A 20,534-nucleotide genomic window follows, 5' to 3' on the forward strand; every position below is an offset into this window, starting at 1 on the left:
GCGGCTCATGCCGCCTCCTCCACCCGAGCTCGGCTTCGTCGGCTCCGCACAGCGAGCGCCACACCCGCCGCGATTGCGAGCAGACCTCCCGCCGCGCCGGCTACGAAGAGATCTTCGTTGGCGCCGGTGACGGCGAGCTGCGGACGCCTGGTCCCGACGCTTCCGCCAGAGCGATCTGCAACGACGTCGATGGCGGTCCCGTCGCCTTCTCCCTCGTCGTCGAAGGGGGGCTCCGTCTCATCGCCGTCCTCCGGGTCGACGACGGCCGGTTCGGCGACATCGACGACTGACGACTCATGGATGATCAGGTCGAGACCCTCCGGATCGTTCGGGTTGTCGAGGGTCCAGGCGTACCCGCCGGCGGCCGAGACGTTGACGCAGTCGCCGTCGTAGCTCCACTCGGAGCCGGTCCAGGTCGCGGAGAACGAGCCGACCGTCGCTGCGTCGGCGATCGAGCCGACCGGAGGCCAGCCGTCGTACGGCCCTGTGAGCGCCGCGGTGATCGGTTCGATCGCGATGCCGTCTTGGGTGCCCGAGACGTCGAGCGCGAAGCCGACGCAGTCGCCCACTTCCGCTTGGGAGGGGCTCGCGGAACCCGAGGCGGTAACAACGGCTGCGGGTGCTGGCGCGTCGAGTGGGATCGCTGGACCGGTTGTACCGAGCGCGGTCGCACTCAACGCGGTCGCTGCGAGTTGCAGCGAGAGGGGCAGTGTCATGGTGTCCTTCCGTCGCTTGCGCGAGTTGAGGTGATCGCTGGTGCGTCACCTCCTGCTCTTGTGGAGGGCCCGATGATCAGGCGGACGCCTCCTGCGACTTCGGCGCTCTGTTCGGCGTCGGCCCATCCCCACCCCAACGCTGTCGAGGCCGGCGGCGCGCGGGCACATCTCCGGTCCCGCATTCGGGCTGCCGCGCCTCGCTCCGCTCGCCTTGCCTTTGAGCGTCCGACATAGCTCAGAGTGTTGGCACCAATTGACCAGCGACGGGCATCCATGACGGGGCCGCCAATGAAGGAGGGGCGAGGGGACATGCCCCCGACCCGGGGCCGGAGGCGACACGGACAGGGGTGCCGAGTCAGGGATGCACGCAGGCACCGGGGTGGCCACGTCCGCGCCGGCTGTCCACCAGCGGCAAGAGCTAGCGAGGCGGAACGACCGCCTTTGGCAGGGAGGCACTCGTGCGCGGCGGCATGGTCAGGTGGAAGCGGGGCATCGTTTCGCAAGGACTCCGGCAGGCCGTCGACTACGCGCTCGGTGGATCCTGCGATGCAACTGTCGGCACCCCCGCTGGCATCGCCCGCGCGCTCGGTTACGCACCCGAGACCGTCACCCGCTTCATCGTCGAGAACGAACAGGTCACCTCTGACCAGCTCGACCGACAGAAACTCGCCGCCTGGGTCGCCGGCCGTGATCCCGACACCGAGGTCATGCGCGGCATCCGGAACCCCTCACCTCGAGCAGATCTGCTCCTTGACGCCACCATCAATGCGTCGAAGTCGTTCTCTGTCGCGGCGATCCTCGATCCGGAGGTCGCGGCAGCCTACGACGCACTCCAGGATCGCCTCCGCGAACGCATCATTCTGGCCTGGCAGCGTGAGCTCAATGCCCGTCGGGGGAAAGCCGGCCACCGCCGCATGCCGCTGACGCGTATCGAGATCGTGGAGCTCCGCCACGCCCGGTCGCGCGCACTTGATCCCCACCAGCACCGTCATCTGTGGCTCAACATTAAGGTGCTCGGAGAGGACGGGCGCTGGAGCAACATCGATTCCCGCGTAGCACTCCGCTTCCAGACCGTCATCAACGCGGAGGGCGACCTCGCGGCGAGGACGGACCCAGAGTGGATCGCCGCCCTCGCCAGAAGGGGTTTCAGCATCGGCGACGACGGCGAGATCGAGCAGCTCGCCCACATCGTGCGACCGTTGTCGAAGCGGTCTCGTCAGATCGAGCGGAACCGAGCCAATCGACTCGACGAGTGGCGGCTCGAACACCCTGGCGTTGAACCTGCTCCGCAGGATCTGACCGCCATCGATCAGTGGGCCTACGCGCACAAGCGCCCCGCGAAGCCTCCCGCAATCGACGAAGCGGACTGGGTGAATCTGGTCCGGGACGAGATCATCGAACTCGACCCGAAACTTGCCGAGAAGCGAGCGCCAGCGGCACCGAGAGTGAGCAACCTCGATGATCTCGATATCGATCTGCTTGCGAGGCGGGCGGTCGCCGATGCTGACCAACGGTCGACCCCGAGTGGAGGACGATTCAGCCGATTCGATGTCCGCTCCGGGGTGCTCCGGGCACTCGCCACAACAGGTGTCGTCGCTGAGCGATCCCTGCTCGAGCCACTGATCGAGCAGGTTATTCAGCGCGCCGTCGACGAGGGCTGCGCGGACTTGCTCGGCGCCGACGAAGTGCCGCCACAGGTGAAGGGCTACCTCTCGAATCACACAGCGACGCTCAAACGGGACGTCGAGCGCCGCATGATCGAACTCTCGTCCCCCGGACGATCTCTGACCGAAGAGGCGGTCCTCCGCGCCGAGCGCGCGTCCCTTCCAGCCGGTCGCTCGCTCGATGAAGGGCAACGAGCCGCCGCCGCAGCGCTGGCGGGCAACGATCGGCTCGTCACCGTGACCGGCCCCGCCGGAACGGGCAAGACGACCATGTTGAGCGTTGCCTGCGACCTGCTCCGCCGCAACGGCCGTCGCCCGCTCTTGCTCGCACCAACGCGAAAGGCCGCTCAAGTCGTCGGTGCCGAGACGGGCGCAGATGCCACGAGCGTGCACGAGATGCTCCGAGCGCATGGCTGGACCTGGAAGACAGATGACGCCGGCCGCGATGTCTGGACCTGGGAACGTCCAACTAACCCGATCGCTCGCCGCTACCGACTCCGACGCAAGGATCGGGTAGTTGTCGACGAGGCCGGCATGCTCGACCTCGAGGCCGCACGCGCGCTCTGCATCACCGCAGAGCAAACCGGCATTGATCTGGCCTTCGTCGGGGACCCGATGCAGTTGCGCCCAGTCGGACACTCGGGAGCGATGCTGTTGGCGACCGAAGCTGCGACAGCCCGCGTCGATCTCGAGGACGTACACCGCTTCCGCAAGCCGGACGGAGCGGTCGACCGCGAGTATGCGCAGCTTACGATTGCCCTGCGCGATGCACGGAATGAAGATGATCGGCTTGCCGTGGCAGATCGTCTCATCGCTGGCGGGCATGTCGTCGAGTTGGAGCCTGGCGAGGACCCGATGGCCTACCTCGCTGAACGGTATCTCGCAGACACCGCGGCTGGGCTACGTGTTGCGTTGGTGACAGCGACGAACGAGGAGGCGCAGTGCATCAATGACACGATCCAGCGGTTACGACTCTCGCGAAGCGAGCTTCAGCCAGGTTTCGTGCTCTTCGCGCAGGACTCGCAGCCCATCTACGAGGGCGATCTCGTTCAGAGTCGAGCCAACGAGAAGAACCTGGGCGTGAGTAACCGTCAGCTCTGGCGAGTCCGCAGCATCGCCGGTGAGCACGCCTCGCTCGAATCCGTTTCGGACCCAAGCCGTGTTCGAAACGTGCCCGCGAACTACATCGCTGAGCACGTTCACCTGGCCTACGCATCCACCGCGCACGGTGCCCAGGGTGAGACCGCTGACGTCAGCTACACGTCGGGTGCAGTGAACGGCGCGGCCGTCTACGTCGGTCTCACTCGCGGAAAGCTCCAAAACACACTGGTGCTCCCGGCGAGGGTCTTCGACCTCCGCGAGCATATCGCCGAGTTGCTCGCGCTCGGTGCTGCGGAACCGACCGTGGACCTCGGAACGAAGGCTGCTCGGCTGGACCTCGCGCGGGCCGCCGCGCGGATCGAGTCGCTCGAGGTTTCACTGTGACCGCCGCTCGGCGCGCTTTTGTGTGGGCTGCTGGTCGACCAATCCCGTTCCGGATCCTGTTCTCGATTGGGAGGAATGAGGATTCGTGCCCGAGTGTGCGGGCCTCGACAGGAAACTGCCGATGTGCGTTGTGACGGTGTGTGGTCACGATAAGGCGCGAGGGGCTGTTGCCGCCCTAGGGTTCTATATATGGCAAGCATCCCGGTTCTTCTCGAGACGTTCAGCTGGACGACGCGCTCGGCGGCTGAGGCAGCGTTCCGCAGGATCCTGCGGGACTCCGGCTACTCGGTCGGCGATGCTGTCTCGGACCCGGTCCATCACCGGATGCTCATCGAACTCCTCGAACGCCACCCGGACCACGTGGACAAGACTGGCCCAGGCGTCAAGGAGTTCTTCATCGGCCGAACTCGTGATGCGAGCGGCGTCTTCGTCGGAGCCAATGCGATCGGCATCTGGATTCGCCGTGTCGACGGCAAAGAGGTCGATTTCAGTTACCTCACGGCGATTCGTCAGCACTCGGTTATGTCCGACGCCAAAGAAGCGCTTCGTACAGAAGTGGACGAACGGCGGCAAGAGTACCGCGAGTCGCGTTTCGCGTCGCGCGCGGAGGTTCGGAGCGACCTCTCTGGAGAGCGCATCGACAGCCTTCGCGATGCCCAGGTCGTCTACATGAGCCCGACCTGGGGACAGCTCACCTATCGATTCGCGGAGAGCGAGGGCGGCTGGGGCGAACTAGCCGTGGCCCCCGCCTCGAGCGGGATCGCGGCCGTGGGATCACGGCTTGCTGATCGGGCCCAGGCAGGCCGGTGGCTGATGTTCTACGCGCGCCACGCCAACCTGGGCCTCGCGACCGCGTCCGAAGCCTCCCGACGTAGTCAGACGAGCGATTTCGACTGGATGCCTCTCGACCCAAACGATTAGCCGGTCTCGGCGCGCCGCGTCGCCACCTCGAGCACGTCGCCGATCTCGCGCTGAAGAAGTACAGGGACGCCGAGCCCATCCAGGTTCTGAGCCGTGAGCCATTCCACGGCTTCAGCTCGTGACCACTCGTCGACTCCGATGAAGTCGGCGAGCGCGACGGTGGCTGTTCGGGACAGGCCCAGCGACATCAGCACGACTTCGCTCGTGCGGGAGACGCCGAGCTCGAGCATCATCGCGTAATCAGGTCGAGCCACGGCCTCCAACCCGAGCTCGGCTGAGTAGACTCCGAGCACGTCGGCGTAGCAAGCGAGGTACTTGGGCGCATGGAACCGTGCGATCGATTCGATGTCTCGCATGACTTCTCGGATCGCGGCCGCAGACGTGAGCGACTTGTTGAACGAGAGCCGCTGATCGATCAGACGTGCCAAGGGCATGCCCTTCATCCAGTTGACGATGAGATTGGCGAGCTGCCATTTGCGGCGATCATCGCCTGACCGGGGCGCGCCGAAGACGTTCGTCATGGTCGCACCGATCCGCACCAGCGCGTCTTGAAATCGGGCCCTCGCGTCAGGCTCTTCGGGGAGCGGCAGCTCGAGGTCGGCCGGTGTCTTCCCGGACCGGCGGAAGCTGTCGAGCAGCCGCTCCATCGAGACGGGCGCGATGCCGGTATGCCGAGTCACGATCTCGACGGGGATCCTCAAATCGGTCGCGGCGCGTGTGACCGCGGATTCGACCTCGCTCCGTTCCGACTCGAGTGGAACACGATCGAGGAGCGCCTGAATGGGCTCGCCCGCAAGGTACCGCGAGCACAAGTATGCGAACAGGCCCTCAGCGGCGCTGTCGTCGTGCACTTCGTCGACAGAACGGACGAAGGCCAGCAGCCCCGACGCATCGTCGAGCCCCGTGCTGACTGCTCGGGTGATCTGTGACCGCTTCCGCACTCGCGGCAGGTTGGGCCAGAGGCTTTCATCGTCGGTGTCAATGCACACCACGTTGCCTTCGAACTCCTTGCCCCAGCGCCCCGCGCGTCCCGCCAGGTTCCAGAAGTCGCCTTCACGGAGCGGATTGCCGGACCCCTTCTGGGGGTTCCGCATGAAGATCGTCCGGCACGGGAGATTCACGCCCTCCAGTAGCGTTGACGTGCAGACCAGGTAGTGGATCTTGCCTTCTCCGAAGAGGCGCTCGATCTCCGTTCGCACCACCAGCGGCATGTTTCCATAGTGGAAGGCCACCCGCCGAGCCAGCACATCGGCGAGCAAGTACTTGCTGTGCACCGCAGTCTTGATCAGGTCTCGCAGATCGTCGATCTCCGTGTCAGGTTCCGCCAAGGAAGGGAGCTGCTCGAACACGGCCTTCGCGACCTTCTCAGCTTCGCTCGGGCCGTTGACGTAGATGACGTTCCCAGGCGTGTTACCGGACATCGCATGGGCAACCAGTGCGATGCGCATGGGCACAGTCGTTGCGCGTTGCGCGAGCATGAGCTCGCCAACTCTGTGACTGTTCCCGTCCGCTATCACGGATACGGATCTGCGCTGAGGCTTCCGGTTGATGTGCTCGACCCAGATGAGGTTCTGATTGACGGTGACCGTCTCGGAGACGAAGGAGTCGGAACGCCGGTCGGGCGGCGCGTCTTCGACCAGCAGCTCCGGGTTGGAGCTCAAGGGGCTGGCGAACAGCACTTGTGCCTCCGGGCTGCGCCGAATGGTGCGCTCGATCGCATGCTGGAGAAGAACTCCTCGCGCGTCACCGGCGAGCGACTGCGCCTCATCGACGAAGAGCAGGTCCACCCTGAGCGAGGGAAGGAGCTCCAGCACGAGATGGAGCCTCTCCTGCGTGACGACCAGGACAGTCCGTGACGACTCCGCGAGGTCGGGATCCCAGGGCATGGTGAAGACGCCGACGTCCGAAGGCACTTCCCGCCGCAGATCACGGGACACTTCCTCGATTAGGGCGCGCGTGGGAACCAGATAGACGAGCGTTAGCGGCCCGGGCTGGCGAGTGACCTCCAAGAAGTGCTCTCGGATGATACGGGACTTCCCGGCGGAGGTGGGAGCGGACACGCTCAGCCAGTCGTTCGTTTCTACCGCTTCCCAGAACTTCCCCTGGAATGGATTGACCGGCAGTACACGGCCGTCGGACAGGTGGACTGAGTATTCGATACGGCTCCGGACGACCTCCATCCGGAGCGCACCGGGCAGGCGCCGCCAGGTGTCGGCAGACAGCCGATCCCGGGACTCCGCCAGTTCGACGGCCATGTGGTTGCCGCTGCGTTCGAGCAGTGCGGCAGCGGCCGCCTTGTGCGTGTCCTCCGCATCTGAGGAGAGGATGCATGCCGTGGCGATACGGAGGACCGCGGACTGGGCGCGCTCGGATAGTGCCGACGTGATCGCGCTGGCGTAGAGAAGGGCGAACCCCCAGTCGATCGAGGGGGCCTTCTCATCCCACACCACCGTCGCGAACTCCGAACGGACCGTCAGCTTGCGAGCGGACTCGAGCACGTCTCTGAATTTGTGGGAGGCGAAGACGATGTCCTCAAGGGCTGTGCTGGTAGTCACTTCGCCCCCATCCGCTTGAGGACCCGAGCGCGCAGATCGGCGACATCGGGCATCGGGATGCAGAAGAGGTCGATGTTCACGCCGACGATCTCGAACTCCTTAAGCCGGCTTCCGACCGTCCTGTGCCACCGCCCGACTGCCTTCGACACCGCCTGCCGCTGGGTCTCGTCGAGGACGGCGATGTTCGGGTAGTTGCCGTGGTCGAAGCCGACCAGGCAGACACCGTTCCACCGCACCCTCAGCGTCTTCGGATTCGTCTCGTCGAAGTACTCGAGCAGATGGGCCGCCAGTTCGATCTGAGTGACGTTAAGGTGATCGCGCACAAGGAGCAGGTCCTGCTTCCGGCGCGAGTCTCCGTCGGATCGCAGGTACGGGGCGATGCTTTCGAAGCAGTCTCGGAATGCGTCCGAGCTCGACTTGTAGAGCTTCGATTCGCCCCAGTAGATGTCCAGGACCCCATCGTCGGCCAAGCTGGCGTGGATGCCGTCAGAGCCGTGGACGTGCACCTCGGTGTTCGTCTTGAGGGCCATCTTTGAGATCAACTGCGGTCGCTGCAGCACTCGCTCCATGAGCAAGAACAGGAGGAGCTCGCCGCCTTCCCCCGAACTCTCCGACTTCACGAACAGGTTGCGGGCCTGCTCTTCCAAGCTCACGATGGCCGCCGTCGACCGAGTCTCCTCGTACTCCGCGAGCGCTCGTTCGATCTTCGAACGCGGTATGCAGAAGTCCATGGTCGCGGACGCCATTGCCCCGGCGAGGTGTTCGACCGCTGGATTCCCGTTGGCATCGTGCGCAAGAAAGTGCGTCCTCACGAGAGTCGACGTCCCCGGAACTGCGATGGCCTCCTCAAAGGCTGGCAGGAAGTCGATCAGTGAGTTGCTTGTGCCCCGAGCCAGCTCGAGGAACTGTTCGACGATCGCCGCTTCATCAACCATCACGCACCCTTGATCACGCACCACGTCCACCCGCGGACGGGGAGTCACGTATGCAGGATATCGGCGCGGCCGGACATTTCTGGCGAAGCGACTCGACGTGGGGCGGCGCGCCGCTGTCGGAAGCCTCGCGGGAAACCCAGGGCCTGAGACCCGCCTCCCGTCTCAACTCTGTCCGGCGATGCGTCCGCTGATCGAGAGGCGCGAGTGCCCAAGTACGAGATCCGAATGCGGCTCATGTCGCCGACACGACGTACACTCGCTTCATCGAACACGTGTTCGAATCTCGGAGGTGCGGCATGGCGACGATCGTTGACGAAGCAGTAGATGTTGATCTCGCGGCGGACGGTGATCCGCTGGCGTTCGTGTGGAAACGGTTCGAACACCGGGTCATCGGCCAGCCGCAAGCGCTGTTCTCCCGCCAAGCGTGGTGGACAGGCGACTCGTCGCCAGCCCGCATCGATATCGAGACGTGGCGGGTCGACGCGGCGCGAGGCGACGAGGAGCCCACCCGCTACGACCTCCGCCGTGACACCACCGGCAGATGGACCCTCGCGGTCGCCTGGACGTGAGCTTCTCCCACCTCCACGTCGCCTCCCATCTCTCCGCACACTATGGCGTCACGTCGAGCGCCGCGTTGGCCGGTCTTGCAGCGGAAGACCGGGCATCGTTCCTCGCCCTGACCGACCGCGACGGGCTCTACGGAGGACCGAAACACGTCGGAGCGTGCCTGGCTGCGGGGATCTCGCCGGGGCTTGGGGCCGACCTCGCCGTCCTCGATGAACATCTGGAACCGATCGGCCGAATCGTCCTGCTCGCGCATGGTCAGAATCGTGGAGCTGGGTTCGCTCAACTGTGTCGGACGGTCAGCGCGGCGCATGGTCGCCGCGAGAAACCGGCGATCCTTCGCGATGAACTCGCCGCGATCCTCGCCGACGATCCCGCGCTGACGGTAATGCTCGGCCCTGAGTCGGATGTCGGGCAAGCGATCGAGCACCGGGATCACGCCGGCGCCGGTGCGGCTCTCGATCGGTGGCGGGAACGGCTACCAGCGCGTCATCTTGTGATCGAGGTCGTCTGTCATCTCACCGACCACGGGGTGCGGGGCAATGTCGCGGCCGCGACTCGGATGCTCAGCCTCGCGGAGTCCGCCGGCATCCCTGCGGTGCTCACCAACGCCGTTCGATACGGGCTTCCGGACGAGGCCGCCACCGCAGACTTGGCGGACGCCGCGAGATTCTTGCGTCCGCTGGCAGAGCTCGACGACCTGAACGAGCTGCAGGTGAACGGACAGGCCTGGTTGAAGCCCGCAAAGCAGATGCGTCAGATCGCCAGGATGATCGTCGGCGCCGGTACACACGATGACGGGGCGGTGCAACGACTACTGACCGAGACTGAGCGCCTCGCCGAACAGTGCGCCCTCGACCCCGTGTCCGACGTCGGCTGGAAGCAGCCGCGCATGCCGGAGGCCTCGGTGATTGGCATCAGCGGAGATCCTCATCAAGCGCTCTGGGAGCGGGCGCGTGCTGGCGTCGATGAACGGTACACGCGGCCGGGGATGCCTTCACTGGAAGACGCGCACCGGGCCCTCGAACACGAGATGCGGATCGTTGAGCAGCTCGGCATGCCGGCCTACTTCCTGACGGTCGCCAAGGTCGCCGACATCATCCGCGAGATGGGGATCCGCATTCAAGCGCGTGGCTCGGGCGTCGGGTCCGTCCTCAACTACGCCCTCCACACGTCGTCGGTCGAGCCCATCAGCAACGGGCTCATCTTCGAACGCTTCCTCTCGCCCGAACGTACCAACCTGCCCGACATCGACCTCGACGTCGAGTCAGCCCGCCGACACGACGTCTACCGCGAGGTCTTCACCCGCTTCGGCTCCGACCGCGTCACGCTCATGTCGATGACCAACGCCTACCGCTCGCGCGGAGCCGTCCGGGACGCTGGCCTCGCTCTCGGCATGGACGAGTCGATGATCGACATGATCGCCAAGCAGATGTGGCGATTCAACGCCCGCGAGTTCCGCGACGCCCTCCGCGACAAGCCAGAGCTGGCCGACCTCGCTGACGCGGTTCGCGAGTCCCGCGAGCTCGACCTCCTCGTGGACGTCACCGAGCGTCTCGATCGTCTGCCGCGCCACATCAGCGTCCACCCCTGCGGTGTCATCCTGTCCGACACCTCCTTGCTGAATCGCACGCCGACGCAGTTGTCGGGCATGGACCTTCCGATGTCGCAGTACGACAAACACGACATGGATAACATGGGCCTCATCAAGCTCGACATCCTCGGCGTACGGATGCAGTCGGCCATGGCTCACGCCGTCAGTGAGCACGAACGATTGACCGGCGAGACCATCGAACTCGATGCCCTGCCGCTGAACGATGAACCCACGTATGAACTGCTCCGTTCCACACGCACGCTCGGTGTCTTCCAGCTCGAGTCTCCCGGGCAGATGGAACTGGTCGGCAAGCTGCAGCCGGAGGTCTTCAACGACCTGACCGTGGAGATCTCACTGTTCCGTCCGGGTCCGATGCAGAACAACATGCCGCTGCAGTACCTCCAGGTTCGGCACGGCGAGACGATGCCCGACTACATCGATCCGAGACTTCGGCCGATCCTCCGAGAGACGCGCGGCGTGGTCGTGTTCCACGAGCAGGTCATGCGGATCATCGACGAACTCACCGGCTGCGGTCTCGGACCCGCCGACGTCATTCGCCGACAGCTTGCGGACCGCGGACGCCTCGCGGGCATCGAGACGTTCGTGCGGGACCGTGCGACGGCGCGCGGGTTCCGGCCCGCCGTCATCGATAAGGCCTGGACGATCCTCGCCGGTTTCGGGTCGTTCGGGTTCGCGAAGGCGCATGGAGCGGCCTTCGCGTTGCCGACGTTTCAGTCGGCCTGGTTGAAGCGGCATCACCCGGCCGAGTTCATGGCCGGCCTCCTCACGCACGACCCGGGCATGTGGCCGAAGGATCTCATCCTCGCGGAAGCGCGCCACCTCGACGTGCCAGTCCTGCCGATCGATGTTCAGCGCTCAGGGCTTGAGTACGTCGTCGAGATCGCGCCCGACGGCCGGCTGGGCGTGCGAATGTCGCTGGTCGAGATGAAGGGAAGCGCCGAGAAGGAACGGGCCCGCATCGCGAGGCACCAGCCGTTCTCCTCGCTTCAAGACTTCCGTGACCGAGTCCGTCCGCGCCGCCGCACCTTCGAGGCGCTCGCCCGTGTGGGTGCTCTGGACGCGTTCATCGACTACATCCCGAGACGACGCCACGAGCTCCTCGCCCATCTCGCGGGAGTTACTACGAGCGCCCAGCTCGTCGCAGATGAACAGCTCGCGTTCGAGCTCGACCTGCCCGTCCCAGAGCGCAGCACGATCACCTCGCTCGAGCTACGCGGCAGGACCCAGACCGACCTTGAACTGCAAGAGATGCGTCTGGCAGTGAACCGCCACCAGATGGAACGGTTCTACCCGCTCTTCCGCGAACTCGGAGTGACGCCGGCACGCGACCTCGTGGACATTCCCGGAGGCACCGAAGTTCTCATCGCAGGTGTGCGCCGAGCTACCAACACCCCACCAATGCGCGGCGGCAAGCGCGTCGTCTTCGTATCCCTCGACGACGGTACGGGCCCGGTCTCCAACGTCGTGTTCTTCCACGATATCCAGGAGCGGATCGGCTCGGCTGTCTTCCAGACTCACTACATGCTTGTTCGCGGTGTGACCCGACGATCTGGCGAGCGTGGAGTCTCCGTTACGGGTTCGGCAGCATGGGATCTCCTGGCCGTGTGGAAGGATCGCGAGCGACTCGCTGCTTTTGGCGATGAGGTGCCAATCCTCCGCTACCAGGCAGGCCTGTAGCCGACTGGGCAGACGAAACGTCAGCCGTCCTGGCACGTGGACCAGGGAGTATTATTCCTCGCTCAGTCTCGTCTTGTAGACCTTGTCGTCGACGACGAGCGCGCCGCCCGCGAATATCAGGGCCTGAGTCAACCAGTACTCATAGTCGGCCTCCAACTTTACGCGCGCAAAATTCATGCGCCCGCTTGCTAGGACAGTGTCTGTTAGGTCGAGACTATCCTCGATTATTTCACCGCGATCAAATTTGAAGTCACTTCCTTCTATCTCGGCGTATGCGAAACTTATCGATCGCTGGGGCGGGCGATCGAGGGCGACAAATCGGACTCTACCTCCACTGAAGCTCGCCCCCTGGAAACTAATCGAATTTGCTTCGAGCACCGGTTGAGACAATCTGAAAGAACCCCCAGAGAATTTGGAGCCAGTGAAGTTTATGCTGCCGCCGGTAAACTGAGGTGATAGGAGCGCAAAAATTCCGCCAGTGAACGTCATATAGCGAGCGCTTACGATGGTGCCTGAGAAAGCCGTGCGACTAAACCGTAGGTTGGCGCCTGATAATGAAGCTCTATTGAATTTTAGACTACCGCCAGCTAGGTGCGCTGAGTCGAATCGCAATTCACCGCCTGACAAGTTGGCACCGCTCAGGTCGATTGACCCGGACTCGAGACATATCTCGGAGAAGTTGACATCGAAATCGACGATTGATCCAACAAGGTTAAATGACTCCCCTTGCCACGAATGCGGGTCGGCGGAACCTCTCAGGTGCTGCGCGATGAGCCCAAAGCCGGCTGATCGGACACGACGTTCGTCGTCCGCAGCCTCCGCGGCGGGATCCCATCTTGATCGCAAATAGCCACAGAGGACATCGATGCACACGCGCCGTTCATCGGCCCGCCCATGATTCATCCAATCATCAGCGAGGGCACCCAGGGCGTAGACCCCTGCCTGTCTTGTCGTTCCTTTGTCCTCATTACTGAGAAGGCCAACTGCTTGCACGAAACGTGCTCTCAACTCTCGTTCATTGTCCGCACGTCGCTGTTGCTCGAGTTCAGCTATTCGGCGGAGCTCTTTGGCTTGTTCGTCCTCGGCATTCATGAGCTCCAGACTGTGACGCGAGAGACTGAGTCCAACACCGACCAGTGCGATGATGCCACCTAGTCCGAAGAGCACCACCTGCGCTGCATTTCCGATGGCAAGCCTCAGAGTCGAGGCGTCAAGAGCTGGAAGATCCGCTAGCCAGCTATCTAACAGAAATCGCGGCACCAGTAGGAGCGCAAAAATCGCCAGCGCGAGAAAGACACACAGCCCTAGAAGTATCCGCACTGGGCTGAGAAACCGCGGGCGGTTTTTGCGGCTGGAATCCTCGATGGATTTTGTTCGATTGTTCCTCACGTCGATATTGTACGGGGAAGGGTCTACGTGGGGTACCTCGCCGGTTTCGGCCCGTCACCGAGGGTTTGCAAGCTTGAATGCGGCGAGATGCGGGATGCGCAATTTTCTCGCAAGTAGTACTCGCTCTACATGCGCGTTGTTCAGCCCTCTCTCTGTCGAAGTGAACGGATCGAGCCGAGATTGCATGGGCAGCTGTAGGTCGCTTGCTGTATCCTGAAGTCACGACGGGCTGGTCACCAGAACGTTGTTCGCCGGATGCCCCGCCTCGCGGGGCTTTCGTGCTTAAGGACGCCAGACCCAGACGTGGACGACCGCCGGCTCGATCGCTGCCCACAGCCGCTCCGCGGACCGGCGTGCGCGTGCATCTCCATCAGGGTGTCCATCCAGCCGGTGGTACAGGTAGACGATGAGGTCTGCTGCCTGGATGCCAGGAGTGCCTCGCGACGCTCGGAAGCTCAGCGGCAGTTCGATGCCGGTGAGCGTCGATGAGGCATAGCCCGGCGTCCCGATGTCGCGGAATCGGCGCACCAGTGCGTGCAGGGCGGCCTGGTCGGGCAGCTCATCGGCGATGACGGTCAGCCATGTGCCGCGGGCAACAGCGTGCTCGCTGAGCTCTTCCAGGATGTGCTGCAGGACGACCTCATGCGGCCTGCGCGGATACCGGTACCGCGCGTGCAACCTCGCAACGTCGAGTCCCCGGACGAAGACCTCGACAGGAACGTCAACGAGCAGTTCGAGTGCTCGACGGTAGATGGTCGCGACCGCTCGGTGGCGACCGCGGAGAGGCGACCAGGCGCCTTTGCCTGCCGTCATCTCGTGTGCGTGCAGTTCGACGTCACGGGGGAGACCGAACGCCTCGGCAATGCCCGCCGCGCGCACGATCGCCTCTCGGAGCCGGTCCTCGTGCTCCGCGTCGATGACCACGGCAGCAATGTAGTAGTAGTCGCGTGTGTAGGACTCATCGAGGTACGCGATCAGCATGTGCGGTCTGTCTGTCGATCAGGACAGTCAGCGAGATAGCCGTCTGCCGGTCTGTGCGTCTTTCCGTCTGTCATGACGGATTGCGGTTGAGGCGGTCGCGAATCGCCTCGTCGAGGAAGTCGACGATGCTGAGGTCGTGGATTGCGAGGTAGCGGTCGAGATCATCCCGGAGGGAGATCTCGATCTTCGATGAGAACGGCTCCATCCGACGGCGACCGCGTGGTCGGCCCGGTCCTGGCCGACGGGATGCGAGGTCACCGGACTGCCCCACACCGCCTGAGCGACCCGCCTGCGAAGTCAGCGCGGTGAGGTCGTCGACCGCCGGCGCTTTCCTGAGCGCGGGGTGACGGTCGGCCGCGCTCATGCTGCCACTCCGTGCAGCACCTCAGTGAGTGCAGCGAATCGTTCGGTCAGGACCAGCGCACCTGGAGTCGTCAACGAGCTGAGCGGCCGGCGGCGGCTCTCCGCATCTTGCATCGCCGTGCGTTCTGGCAGGAACGGGCGGAGCAGAACTTCGCCGTAAGTGGCCTCGAGCTCCTCCAATCGGTATCGGTGTTCTGAGGTTAATCGGGGTGTGACTCGGTTGACGACGATGCCGGCGAACCGCAGGGAGGGGTTCAGGTGGGGGAGCGCCCGAACCTTCGCCACTGTCTCGAGGTACTGTCCGACGCCGGTGAGGCCGAAAGCGGTTGGGTCGGTGACGACGATGGTGCTATCCGCCCAGAGCAGCGCGTTGAGCGTCAGTCGTCCGAGCGCTGGCGGAGTGTCGATCAGGATGTCGTCGTAGGCGTCGAGCTGTGCGCTTCCCCAGGCAGATGTCTTGAGCCGCAACTCAGGCGTCAGGAGCGACTCCGACTCAATCCGCGCGAGATCCGGGGACCCGGCGATGAGGTCGACGTTCTTCCAATCGGTCGGAGCCGCTGCTGCGCCGAGCGTTCCAGCGTCGCCCGCGTAGAGGACATCGAAGGCGGTGTACTCACCGTGTCTCCCGAGAACGGTTGTCGCATCGGACTGCGGATCGAGGTCGATGACGAGGATCTTCCGCCCCTCTTGGGCGAGGGCGTCTGCTCGACCAAGGACGACCGTTGTCTTGCCGACACCGCCCTTGCGGGAGCCGATGGCTTCTTTGTGAGGCATGTGTTGACGTCCATTCGTATGGTTTGTCGGACGGGTGGATGGTGTGATGGGCGGCCGTCGTTCAATACGTCATGACGGATTGACCGGATGAGCCGCCGCTCTCAAGGCTGCGAACGCGTCAGCCGGCGCCGAGCTGCGTTTGCCGGACGTGGACCAAGCCGTCGAGAGCGGCGTCGTCTGAGTCGTATCTGCCTGCCGGGAGTGCGAGGAGCGTGCCACTGCAGAACGTGAGCACGAGGAACGCGAGATATCGAGGCTGGTCAGGGCGAACGGGAGCCTGGCGCTCGGGCTCCTCGTGGACGTGCTCGTGAATCCGCTCGACGTGATCGAGATTGATCCACTGCCACTCGGCCGCTGCCTCGGATGGCAGTCCGGTGTCGTCGAAGGTGGTGAGCATCATGCGGGTGAAGCGAGTCATTCGGTGTCCTGTCCGTCGTTGCTTCGAACGTAGGGACGGCGACACCGGCCGCGGGATGACAAGTGTCGAACTGTGGATAACTTCTGCGCTGAGACCCATGTGGACCGCGTCAACTCATCGCCGGACCGTTCCGACCCCGGCTGGCCCGGCGAGCGAGTTGCTCGGCCTCGCGGCGCTTCTCAGCTTCAACGGCCAGATGGAGTGCGCGTGCGCGGGTCATTCCGACGGGGGTGACCTTCCCACGCTTGTAGGGTCCGGTCGTCGGCGTGGGTCGCATTGCGGGATCGATCCGTGAGCGGGACTCGAAGATCTTCTTCCGCTCCTCGGCCGTCGGGCGGCCTGGCTCCGGATGGAGCAGCCTCCACAGTTGTTCGCCACCACGTCGCTCCTGGTAGAGCGCCTCCAGCCGAGCAGGGCTTGCCCGACTCAACGCGGAGAAGAAGCTCTTGGCGCGCTGCTCCGCGAGTCGTTGTTCTGCAGGCGTTGTCTCGCGTAGTCGGGGTGGCGGGAGTAGCACCCGCGTCGGCAGTGGCACGTAGTTCCGCTTTGCGTCCTCGCGGTAGAGGCCGAGCAGCGACTGGGTGCGCTGTTTCGCGAAGGCCTTCTCCCTCCCGTACCCGAGGCCGCGCGCTTCGCGGATGTGCTCGCGGGCGATCCAGTCGCGAGACTCCCACAGCACGAAGCTGAGCTTGGCGTCGTATGCGCCTTCGTTCAGCAGTGCTTGCAGACGCTCGGGGCTTGCCTTCTTCAGCCCGTTGAAGAACGCCTTCGCCTCGGCCTGGTAGTCGAGGGTCTTGGGAGCCGCGACGAGCATCAGGGCACCTTGCCGTCTCGGTCGGCACCGACAATGCGCGCGCGGAGCTCAGGTCCTTCCGGCATGGTCCGGCTCGCCGTTTCGAGATGTCCGTTGGCGCAGCCCTCGGGCTTGTAGTGGCGAAGGCGGGAGCGGAAGTACTCGAATCGCTCGTGCCAGCCGAGGGGACCGTGTCCGCCGCTGTCGGCTTCGTCGAACGACACCTCCCAGCTGCTGAAGAGCGCGGAGAGTTCCTCCACGATGCCGTCGTGGAGATACCAGCAGTCCGGGATGAGCCGGGCCGGGATCGTGTACCGGGTGCAGAGCCAGGAGACCCACTCCGCGAGCAGCCGCCAGACCTCAGGCTCGCGTTCGTCCGGCAAGGCCCGCCAGTTGATGACGCCGAAGTACTCGGGCTCCGGCAGTGCCGGCCAGGTGTCGAATCCATCGCCGGCCTCGTCCGCGTCGTCCAACGCGAACGGAGCCCGGAACTCACGCTCCGCTGCCTGCCGCCATCCGCCGGTCTCAGCCATGCGTCTTCCGCCGGGCTTCGGACTGCTCGGTGAAGACCTGCCGCTGGGCAGTCTCCGTCGCTCGCTTGCCCGCGACGATCTCGCGAGCGTCGCGTCGTGTGGTCCATCCCTCGACGTCGAGGAGGACACCTCGTCGGTTTCGGTAGCTCAGCAGACCCATGCCTTCAGGGAGTCGTCGGAGTTCGTCGACCGTCAGCACCGGCTCCAGCTGTCGCTGTTCGGAGCGGGTCGTGCCCGTCTCGCTGCGGCTGACGGATCCACGGGTCACCTGCCGTTGGCCGAGCATGCTCGACACGTCCTGCAGGTGCTTGATGTTGGACGACCCGCCGAGCATGAGCTTGGCGATGGCGGAGTTCCAGATCGTGTCAGCCTCGCTCTCCGACCACCGGGACTTCGCCTGGGACAGCGACTGGAGTACGACCATCGTCGAGATACCGATACCGCCACCATCCGAGAGGATCGTCGGCAGCTGCGGCCAGGCGAACATGTTCGCGATCTCGTCGAGGATCAGCCCGAGCGGAGGATCGAGACGATTCCCGGGCGAGGCCAGCGCCTTCCGGCGAGCGGTCTCGACGATGTCGTCCAGTACCGCGCCGAGAAACCCGCCGACCGCCCCCGCGCCGGTTCCTGTGCCGATGAGGTAGATCGTGTTCGAGCCCGCGAGAAACTCATCGGCATCGAGCGCCTCGTCGTGTCCAGGGTTCATCGCGTCGAAGACGGACGGGATTGCGAGCGGGCGCAGTGCCTCGGCGACGCCGAACCACTTCGATCCCAGCAGCTTCGCATCACCCTCGATCACATCCGCGAGACCCATCGCCCATCCAGGTGCACCAGAGTCCGCGAGTACATCCACGGCACGCCCCGCCAACACCGGGCTCATGCCCCAGTCCCGAAGGGCTGTTGTGCCACCGCCGCTGAGCGCTGCCGCGTGCAGCAGAGCGGCGAGGAGCGTCCCCGATGCGCCGGCCCACTCCTGGTTGGTGGAGGAGCGTCCGAGTGCACTGCCGGCGATGATCGTCCGGGCTCGTTGCTCGGCTACCAGTGGGTCAGCGCAGCCGGTCACCGGTGAGATCCGGAGGGCGGAGCGGACGCCTGAGAGCTGCTGCGGGTCGAAGACCGTGACGGTTCCGCGTTGCGCGCGGTGAGCCATCGTCGCGGCGAGGTTGTCGTTGCGGGTGGAGGTCGTGACCAGCGGGCCGTTCCAATCGAGGATCGCCGAGATGATGACTCGCCAGCCCTTGCCGGACCGGGGCGGGCCATCGAGGAGGAGAGAGTCTTCGATCGAGACGTAGACGTCGAGGCCACGCGAGGTGCCGATCCGCCAGCCGACATCATCGGCGGTGGGATCCGCGAGCGTCGGACGAAGGGTTCCCGCCCTTCGAAGGAGCGCCCGCTCGGAGACCTGTCGCCGCACCTCGCTGCGTCCGGCCAATCCGTCGCGCCGCAGGAGCTGTGACCGGAACCAGCGGTCGGATTCACGGAACGACAACCATCCGGCAAGACACAGCGCGGCGACGATCGTGAGCAAGACCACTATGCCGATGACCGCCCAACGGGCGCCGTCCGTGGCGACGATGCAACCCCCACCGGGTGTTGCAGGAACCGAACCGCTGGCGACCAGCAGCCCAGCTGCGGCGAACGGCCCGAGTCCAGCCGGCACCTCTCCGCAGGTCAGCAGCACGAAGACCATCACCACGGCGCCCGCGATGCCAATTGCAGTCGCCGCGATGGCGATGACGCCCAGGAGAACGAGCACGAGTCGGTCGGTCATCGGGGTGCCGCTCCGGGTCCGTCGGTGCGGAAGACAGCCAGTTCGCCAGGTGTGCAGTCGTTGCGCACCTTGGCTACCCGCTCCGGCCCGATCTGCCAGAAGCCTTCGCCACGGCGGAGTTTGCGGACAAGCTCGGTCTGCGTCCGGTTCCATCCCAGGACCTGCGAACTGCGCTCGAGCTCTCCCGTGTGCTGCGCGTAGTTGACGCGGGTGTCACAGTCCGCCAGGAGGCCTAGAGCTTGAGCGTGCAAGGCGGACCCGCGATCGCCAAGCGCGTCGAAGTCGTTGATGCGGTGGATGAGGTAGCAGTTCGACCGCCTCTTGTGACGAGCGGTCTTCTCCTCGCTCACCCGTCCGACGAGATTGCCACCGCCCGCGACCTCGTTGAGCAGCGCGACGGCTGCCTCCTCGTGCACGATCAGCCGCGCCTGGCCAGGATCGGCAGGCGTACCTCGCTCGATCCAGTCGGTCGTCGCCAGGCGCAGAAGCGCTTTTGTCTCCGCACTCGCGCGCAGGAGCTCTGAGGTGTCGACGGTCAGCATCGGTGTGCTCGCGTCGAAGGCAACTGTCGATGGGCGGTCCATGAGGTCGGCGAGATCGCCGACCGTGACGCGACGAAGGGTGTGGGCGAGCATCTGACCGCCCGCGCCGATCTCTTCGGCGATGTGGGGATCAGGGTGACGGAGCGCTTCCCACACCATCGGCACGAGCGCGGTCGAGTTCGACCGGTGCACCTGCTCGAGCGCGAGATCGATAGCCGTGTGCTCGACCTCGTTGAGCTCCGTCGTGTTCCGGAGGATGGCGACCATGGCGCGGACCTTGGCACGCTGGAACTGCAGGACTTCCTGCGTCCAGTCGGCATCGCTGACGTCGGCGCGGCGGGGTCCCGGATCGAGCGGGTTGATCCGGGCGGTCTGGCCGGGGCCCAGGCGCATCGTCACACCACCCACGTAGGCGGCGACGCGCGTCCACTCGCCGTTCGGATCGTGCGGCACCGCGACCTTCCTGCCCAGCCGACACAGACGCGTGCTGAGTGCCTTCGCGAGCACGGACTTGCCGCTGCCCTTCACCCCGAAGATCGCCATCGAGTGCGAGCGGACGACACCCGCCGCGTAGGCCTCCCACGGGTCGAAGCAGAACGTGGACCGAGACAGCAGGTTCGGGCCGATGTATGCGCCGGCCATCGGTTCGCCGCTCTCGGCCAGGAAGGGCAGCGCGGCGCCGAGGGTGCGTGACGAGGCGCGGTGGACCGGCGCGACGGCCCCGGGCCGCGCCCGGAGGTTGTGCGGTGCTTTCCAGCCGCCGGCAGACATCGAACTCGCCGGAAGCGCGTCTTCGGCGACTGCATCGCGCCACGCGCTCAGACGCGACACAGATCCG

16 protein-coding genes are annotated in these 20,534 nt (G+C 65.0%); 4 read left to right on the forward strand and 12 right to left on the reverse strand.

Features of this window, described 5'->3' with window-relative positions; translation table 11 throughout:
* Positions 1 to 5: 5 nt before the first annotated feature.
* Positions 6 to 716, reverse strand: a complete 711-nt coding sequence (locus tag HOW07_RS14120) for a hypothetical protein (RefSeq protein WP_175117534.1) — start codon at positions 714 to 716, stop codon at positions 6 to 8.
* A gap of 458 nt (positions 717 to 1,174) precedes the next feature.
* On the opposite strand from HOW07_RS14120, the gene HOW07_RS14125 reads away from it, so the two are divergent.
* Positions 1,175 to 3,865 carry an AAA family ATPase gene (locus tag HOW07_RS14125; RefSeq protein WP_175117535.1) on the forward strand — a complete coding sequence of 897 codons (2,691 nt, stop codon included), beginning with the start codon at positions 1,175 to 1,177 and terminating at the stop codon, positions 3,863 to 3,865.
* 189 nt (positions 3,866 to 4,054) lie between these two features.
* A complete protein-coding gene (locus HOW07_RS14130; protein WP_175117536.1) occupies positions 4,055 to 4,786 on the forward strand; it encodes a DUF3223 domain-containing protein in 732 nt (243 codons plus the stop codon).
* On the opposite strand, the gene HOW07_RS14135 is transcribed toward HOW07_RS14130, so the two are convergent.
* Positions 4,783 to 7,341: a DEAD/DEAH box helicase gene (locus HOW07_RS14135; protein ID WP_175117537.1), complete on the reverse strand. Its 2,559-nt coding sequence runs from the start codon at positions 7,339 to 7,341 to the stop codon at positions 4,783 to 4,785. The genes HOW07_RS14130 and HOW07_RS14135 overlap by 4 nt on opposite strands.
* On the reverse strand, positions 7,338 to 8,276 hold the full coding sequence (locus tag HOW07_RS14140) for a DUF1837 domain-containing protein (RefSeq protein WP_175117538.1): 939 nt from the start codon (positions 8,274 to 8,276) through the stop codon (positions 7,338 to 7,340). The genes HOW07_RS14135 and HOW07_RS14140 overlap by 4 nt, the downstream gene beginning before the upstream one ends.
* Before the next feature lie 296 nt (positions 8,277 to 8,572).
* Here HOW07_RS14140 and HOW07_RS14145 point away from each other — a divergent pair, with 296 nt between their 5' ends.
* A complete protein-coding gene (locus tag HOW07_RS14145) occupies positions 8,573 to 8,845 on the forward strand; it encodes a hypothetical protein (RefSeq protein WP_079003036.1) in 273 nt (90 codons plus the stop codon).
* Positions 8,818 to 12,132 carry a DNA polymerase III subunit alpha gene (dnaE, locus tag HOW07_RS14150; RefSeq protein WP_254628358.1) on the forward strand — a complete coding sequence of 1,105 codons (3,315 nt, stop codon included), beginning with the start codon at positions 8,818 to 8,820 and terminating at the stop codon, positions 12,130 to 12,132. The genes HOW07_RS14145 and dnaE overlap by 28 nt, the downstream gene beginning before the upstream one ends.
* Positions 12,133 to 12,183: 51 nt before the next feature.
* On the opposite strand, the gene HOW07_RS14155 is transcribed toward dnaE, so the two are convergent.
* The 9 genes from HOW07_RS14155 to HOW07_RS14195 form a co-directional block, all read right to left on the reverse strand.
* Positions 12,184 to 13,521, reverse strand: coding sequence for a hypothetical protein (locus HOW07_RS14155; protein WP_175117540.1), 1,338 nt, complete (start codon positions 13,519 to 13,521; stop codon positions 12,184 to 12,186).
* A 282-nt stretch (positions 13,522 to 13,803) separates the two neighbouring features.
* Positions 13,804 to 14,502 (reverse strand): DUF3800 domain-containing protein, encoded by a 699-nt coding sequence (locus tag HOW07_RS14160; protein ID WP_175117541.1) that lies wholly within the window; start codon positions 14,500 to 14,502, stop codon positions 13,804 to 13,806.
* 70 nt (positions 14,503 to 14,572) lie between these two features.
* Positions 14,573 to 14,866: a hypothetical protein gene (locus HOW07_RS14165; protein ID WP_175117542.1), complete on the reverse strand. Its 294-nt coding sequence runs from the start codon at positions 14,864 to 14,866 to the stop codon at positions 14,573 to 14,575.
* The gene (locus HOW07_RS14170; protein ID WP_175117543.1) at positions 14,863 to 15,639 is read right to left on the reverse strand and encodes a ParA family protein; all 777 of its coding nucleotides are present in this window, start codon (positions 15,637 to 15,639) and stop codon (positions 14,863 to 14,865) included. The genes HOW07_RS14165 and HOW07_RS14170 overlap by 4 nt, the downstream gene beginning before the upstream one ends.
* Before the next feature lie 118 nt (positions 15,640 to 15,757).
* Positions 15,758 to 16,057: a hypothetical protein gene (locus HOW07_RS14175; RefSeq protein ID WP_175117544.1), complete on the reverse strand. Its 300-nt coding sequence runs from the start codon at positions 16,055 to 16,057 to the stop codon at positions 15,758 to 15,760.
* Positions 16,058 to 16,166: 109 nt separating this feature from the next.
* A complete protein-coding gene (locus tag HOW07_RS14180; RefSeq protein ID WP_175117545.1) occupies positions 16,167 to 16,871 on the reverse strand; it encodes a hypothetical protein in 705 nt (234 codons plus the stop codon).
* On the reverse strand, positions 16,871 to 17,383 hold the full coding sequence (locus HOW07_RS14185) for a hypothetical protein (RefSeq protein WP_175117546.1): 513 nt from the start codon (positions 17,381 to 17,383) through the stop codon (positions 16,871 to 16,873). The genes HOW07_RS14180 and HOW07_RS14185 overlap by 1 nt, the downstream gene beginning before the upstream one ends.
* Positions 17,376 to 19,154: a type IV secretory system conjugative DNA transfer family protein gene (locus HOW07_RS14190; protein WP_254628359.1), complete on the reverse strand. Its 1,779-nt coding sequence runs from the start codon at positions 19,152 to 19,154 to the stop codon at positions 17,376 to 17,378. The genes HOW07_RS14185 and HOW07_RS14190 overlap by 8 nt, the downstream gene beginning before the upstream one ends.
* Positions 19,151 to 20,467 carry a helicase HerA domain-containing protein gene (locus HOW07_RS14195; protein ID WP_175117547.1) on the reverse strand — a complete coding sequence of 439 codons (1,317 nt, stop codon included), beginning with the start codon at positions 20,465 to 20,467 and terminating at the stop codon, positions 19,151 to 19,153. The genes HOW07_RS14190 and HOW07_RS14195 overlap by 4 nt, the downstream gene beginning before the upstream one ends.
* Between the last annotated feature and the right edge of the window lie 67 nt (positions 20,468 to 20,534).

Origin of the sequence: Plantibacter sp. MCCC 1A11337 (genome assembly GCF_013349365.1) — a bacterium.
In the GTDB taxonomy this organism is placed as follows: Bacteria; Actinomycetota; Actinomycetes; order Actinomycetales; family Microbacteriaceae; genus Plantibacter; species Plantibacter flavus_A.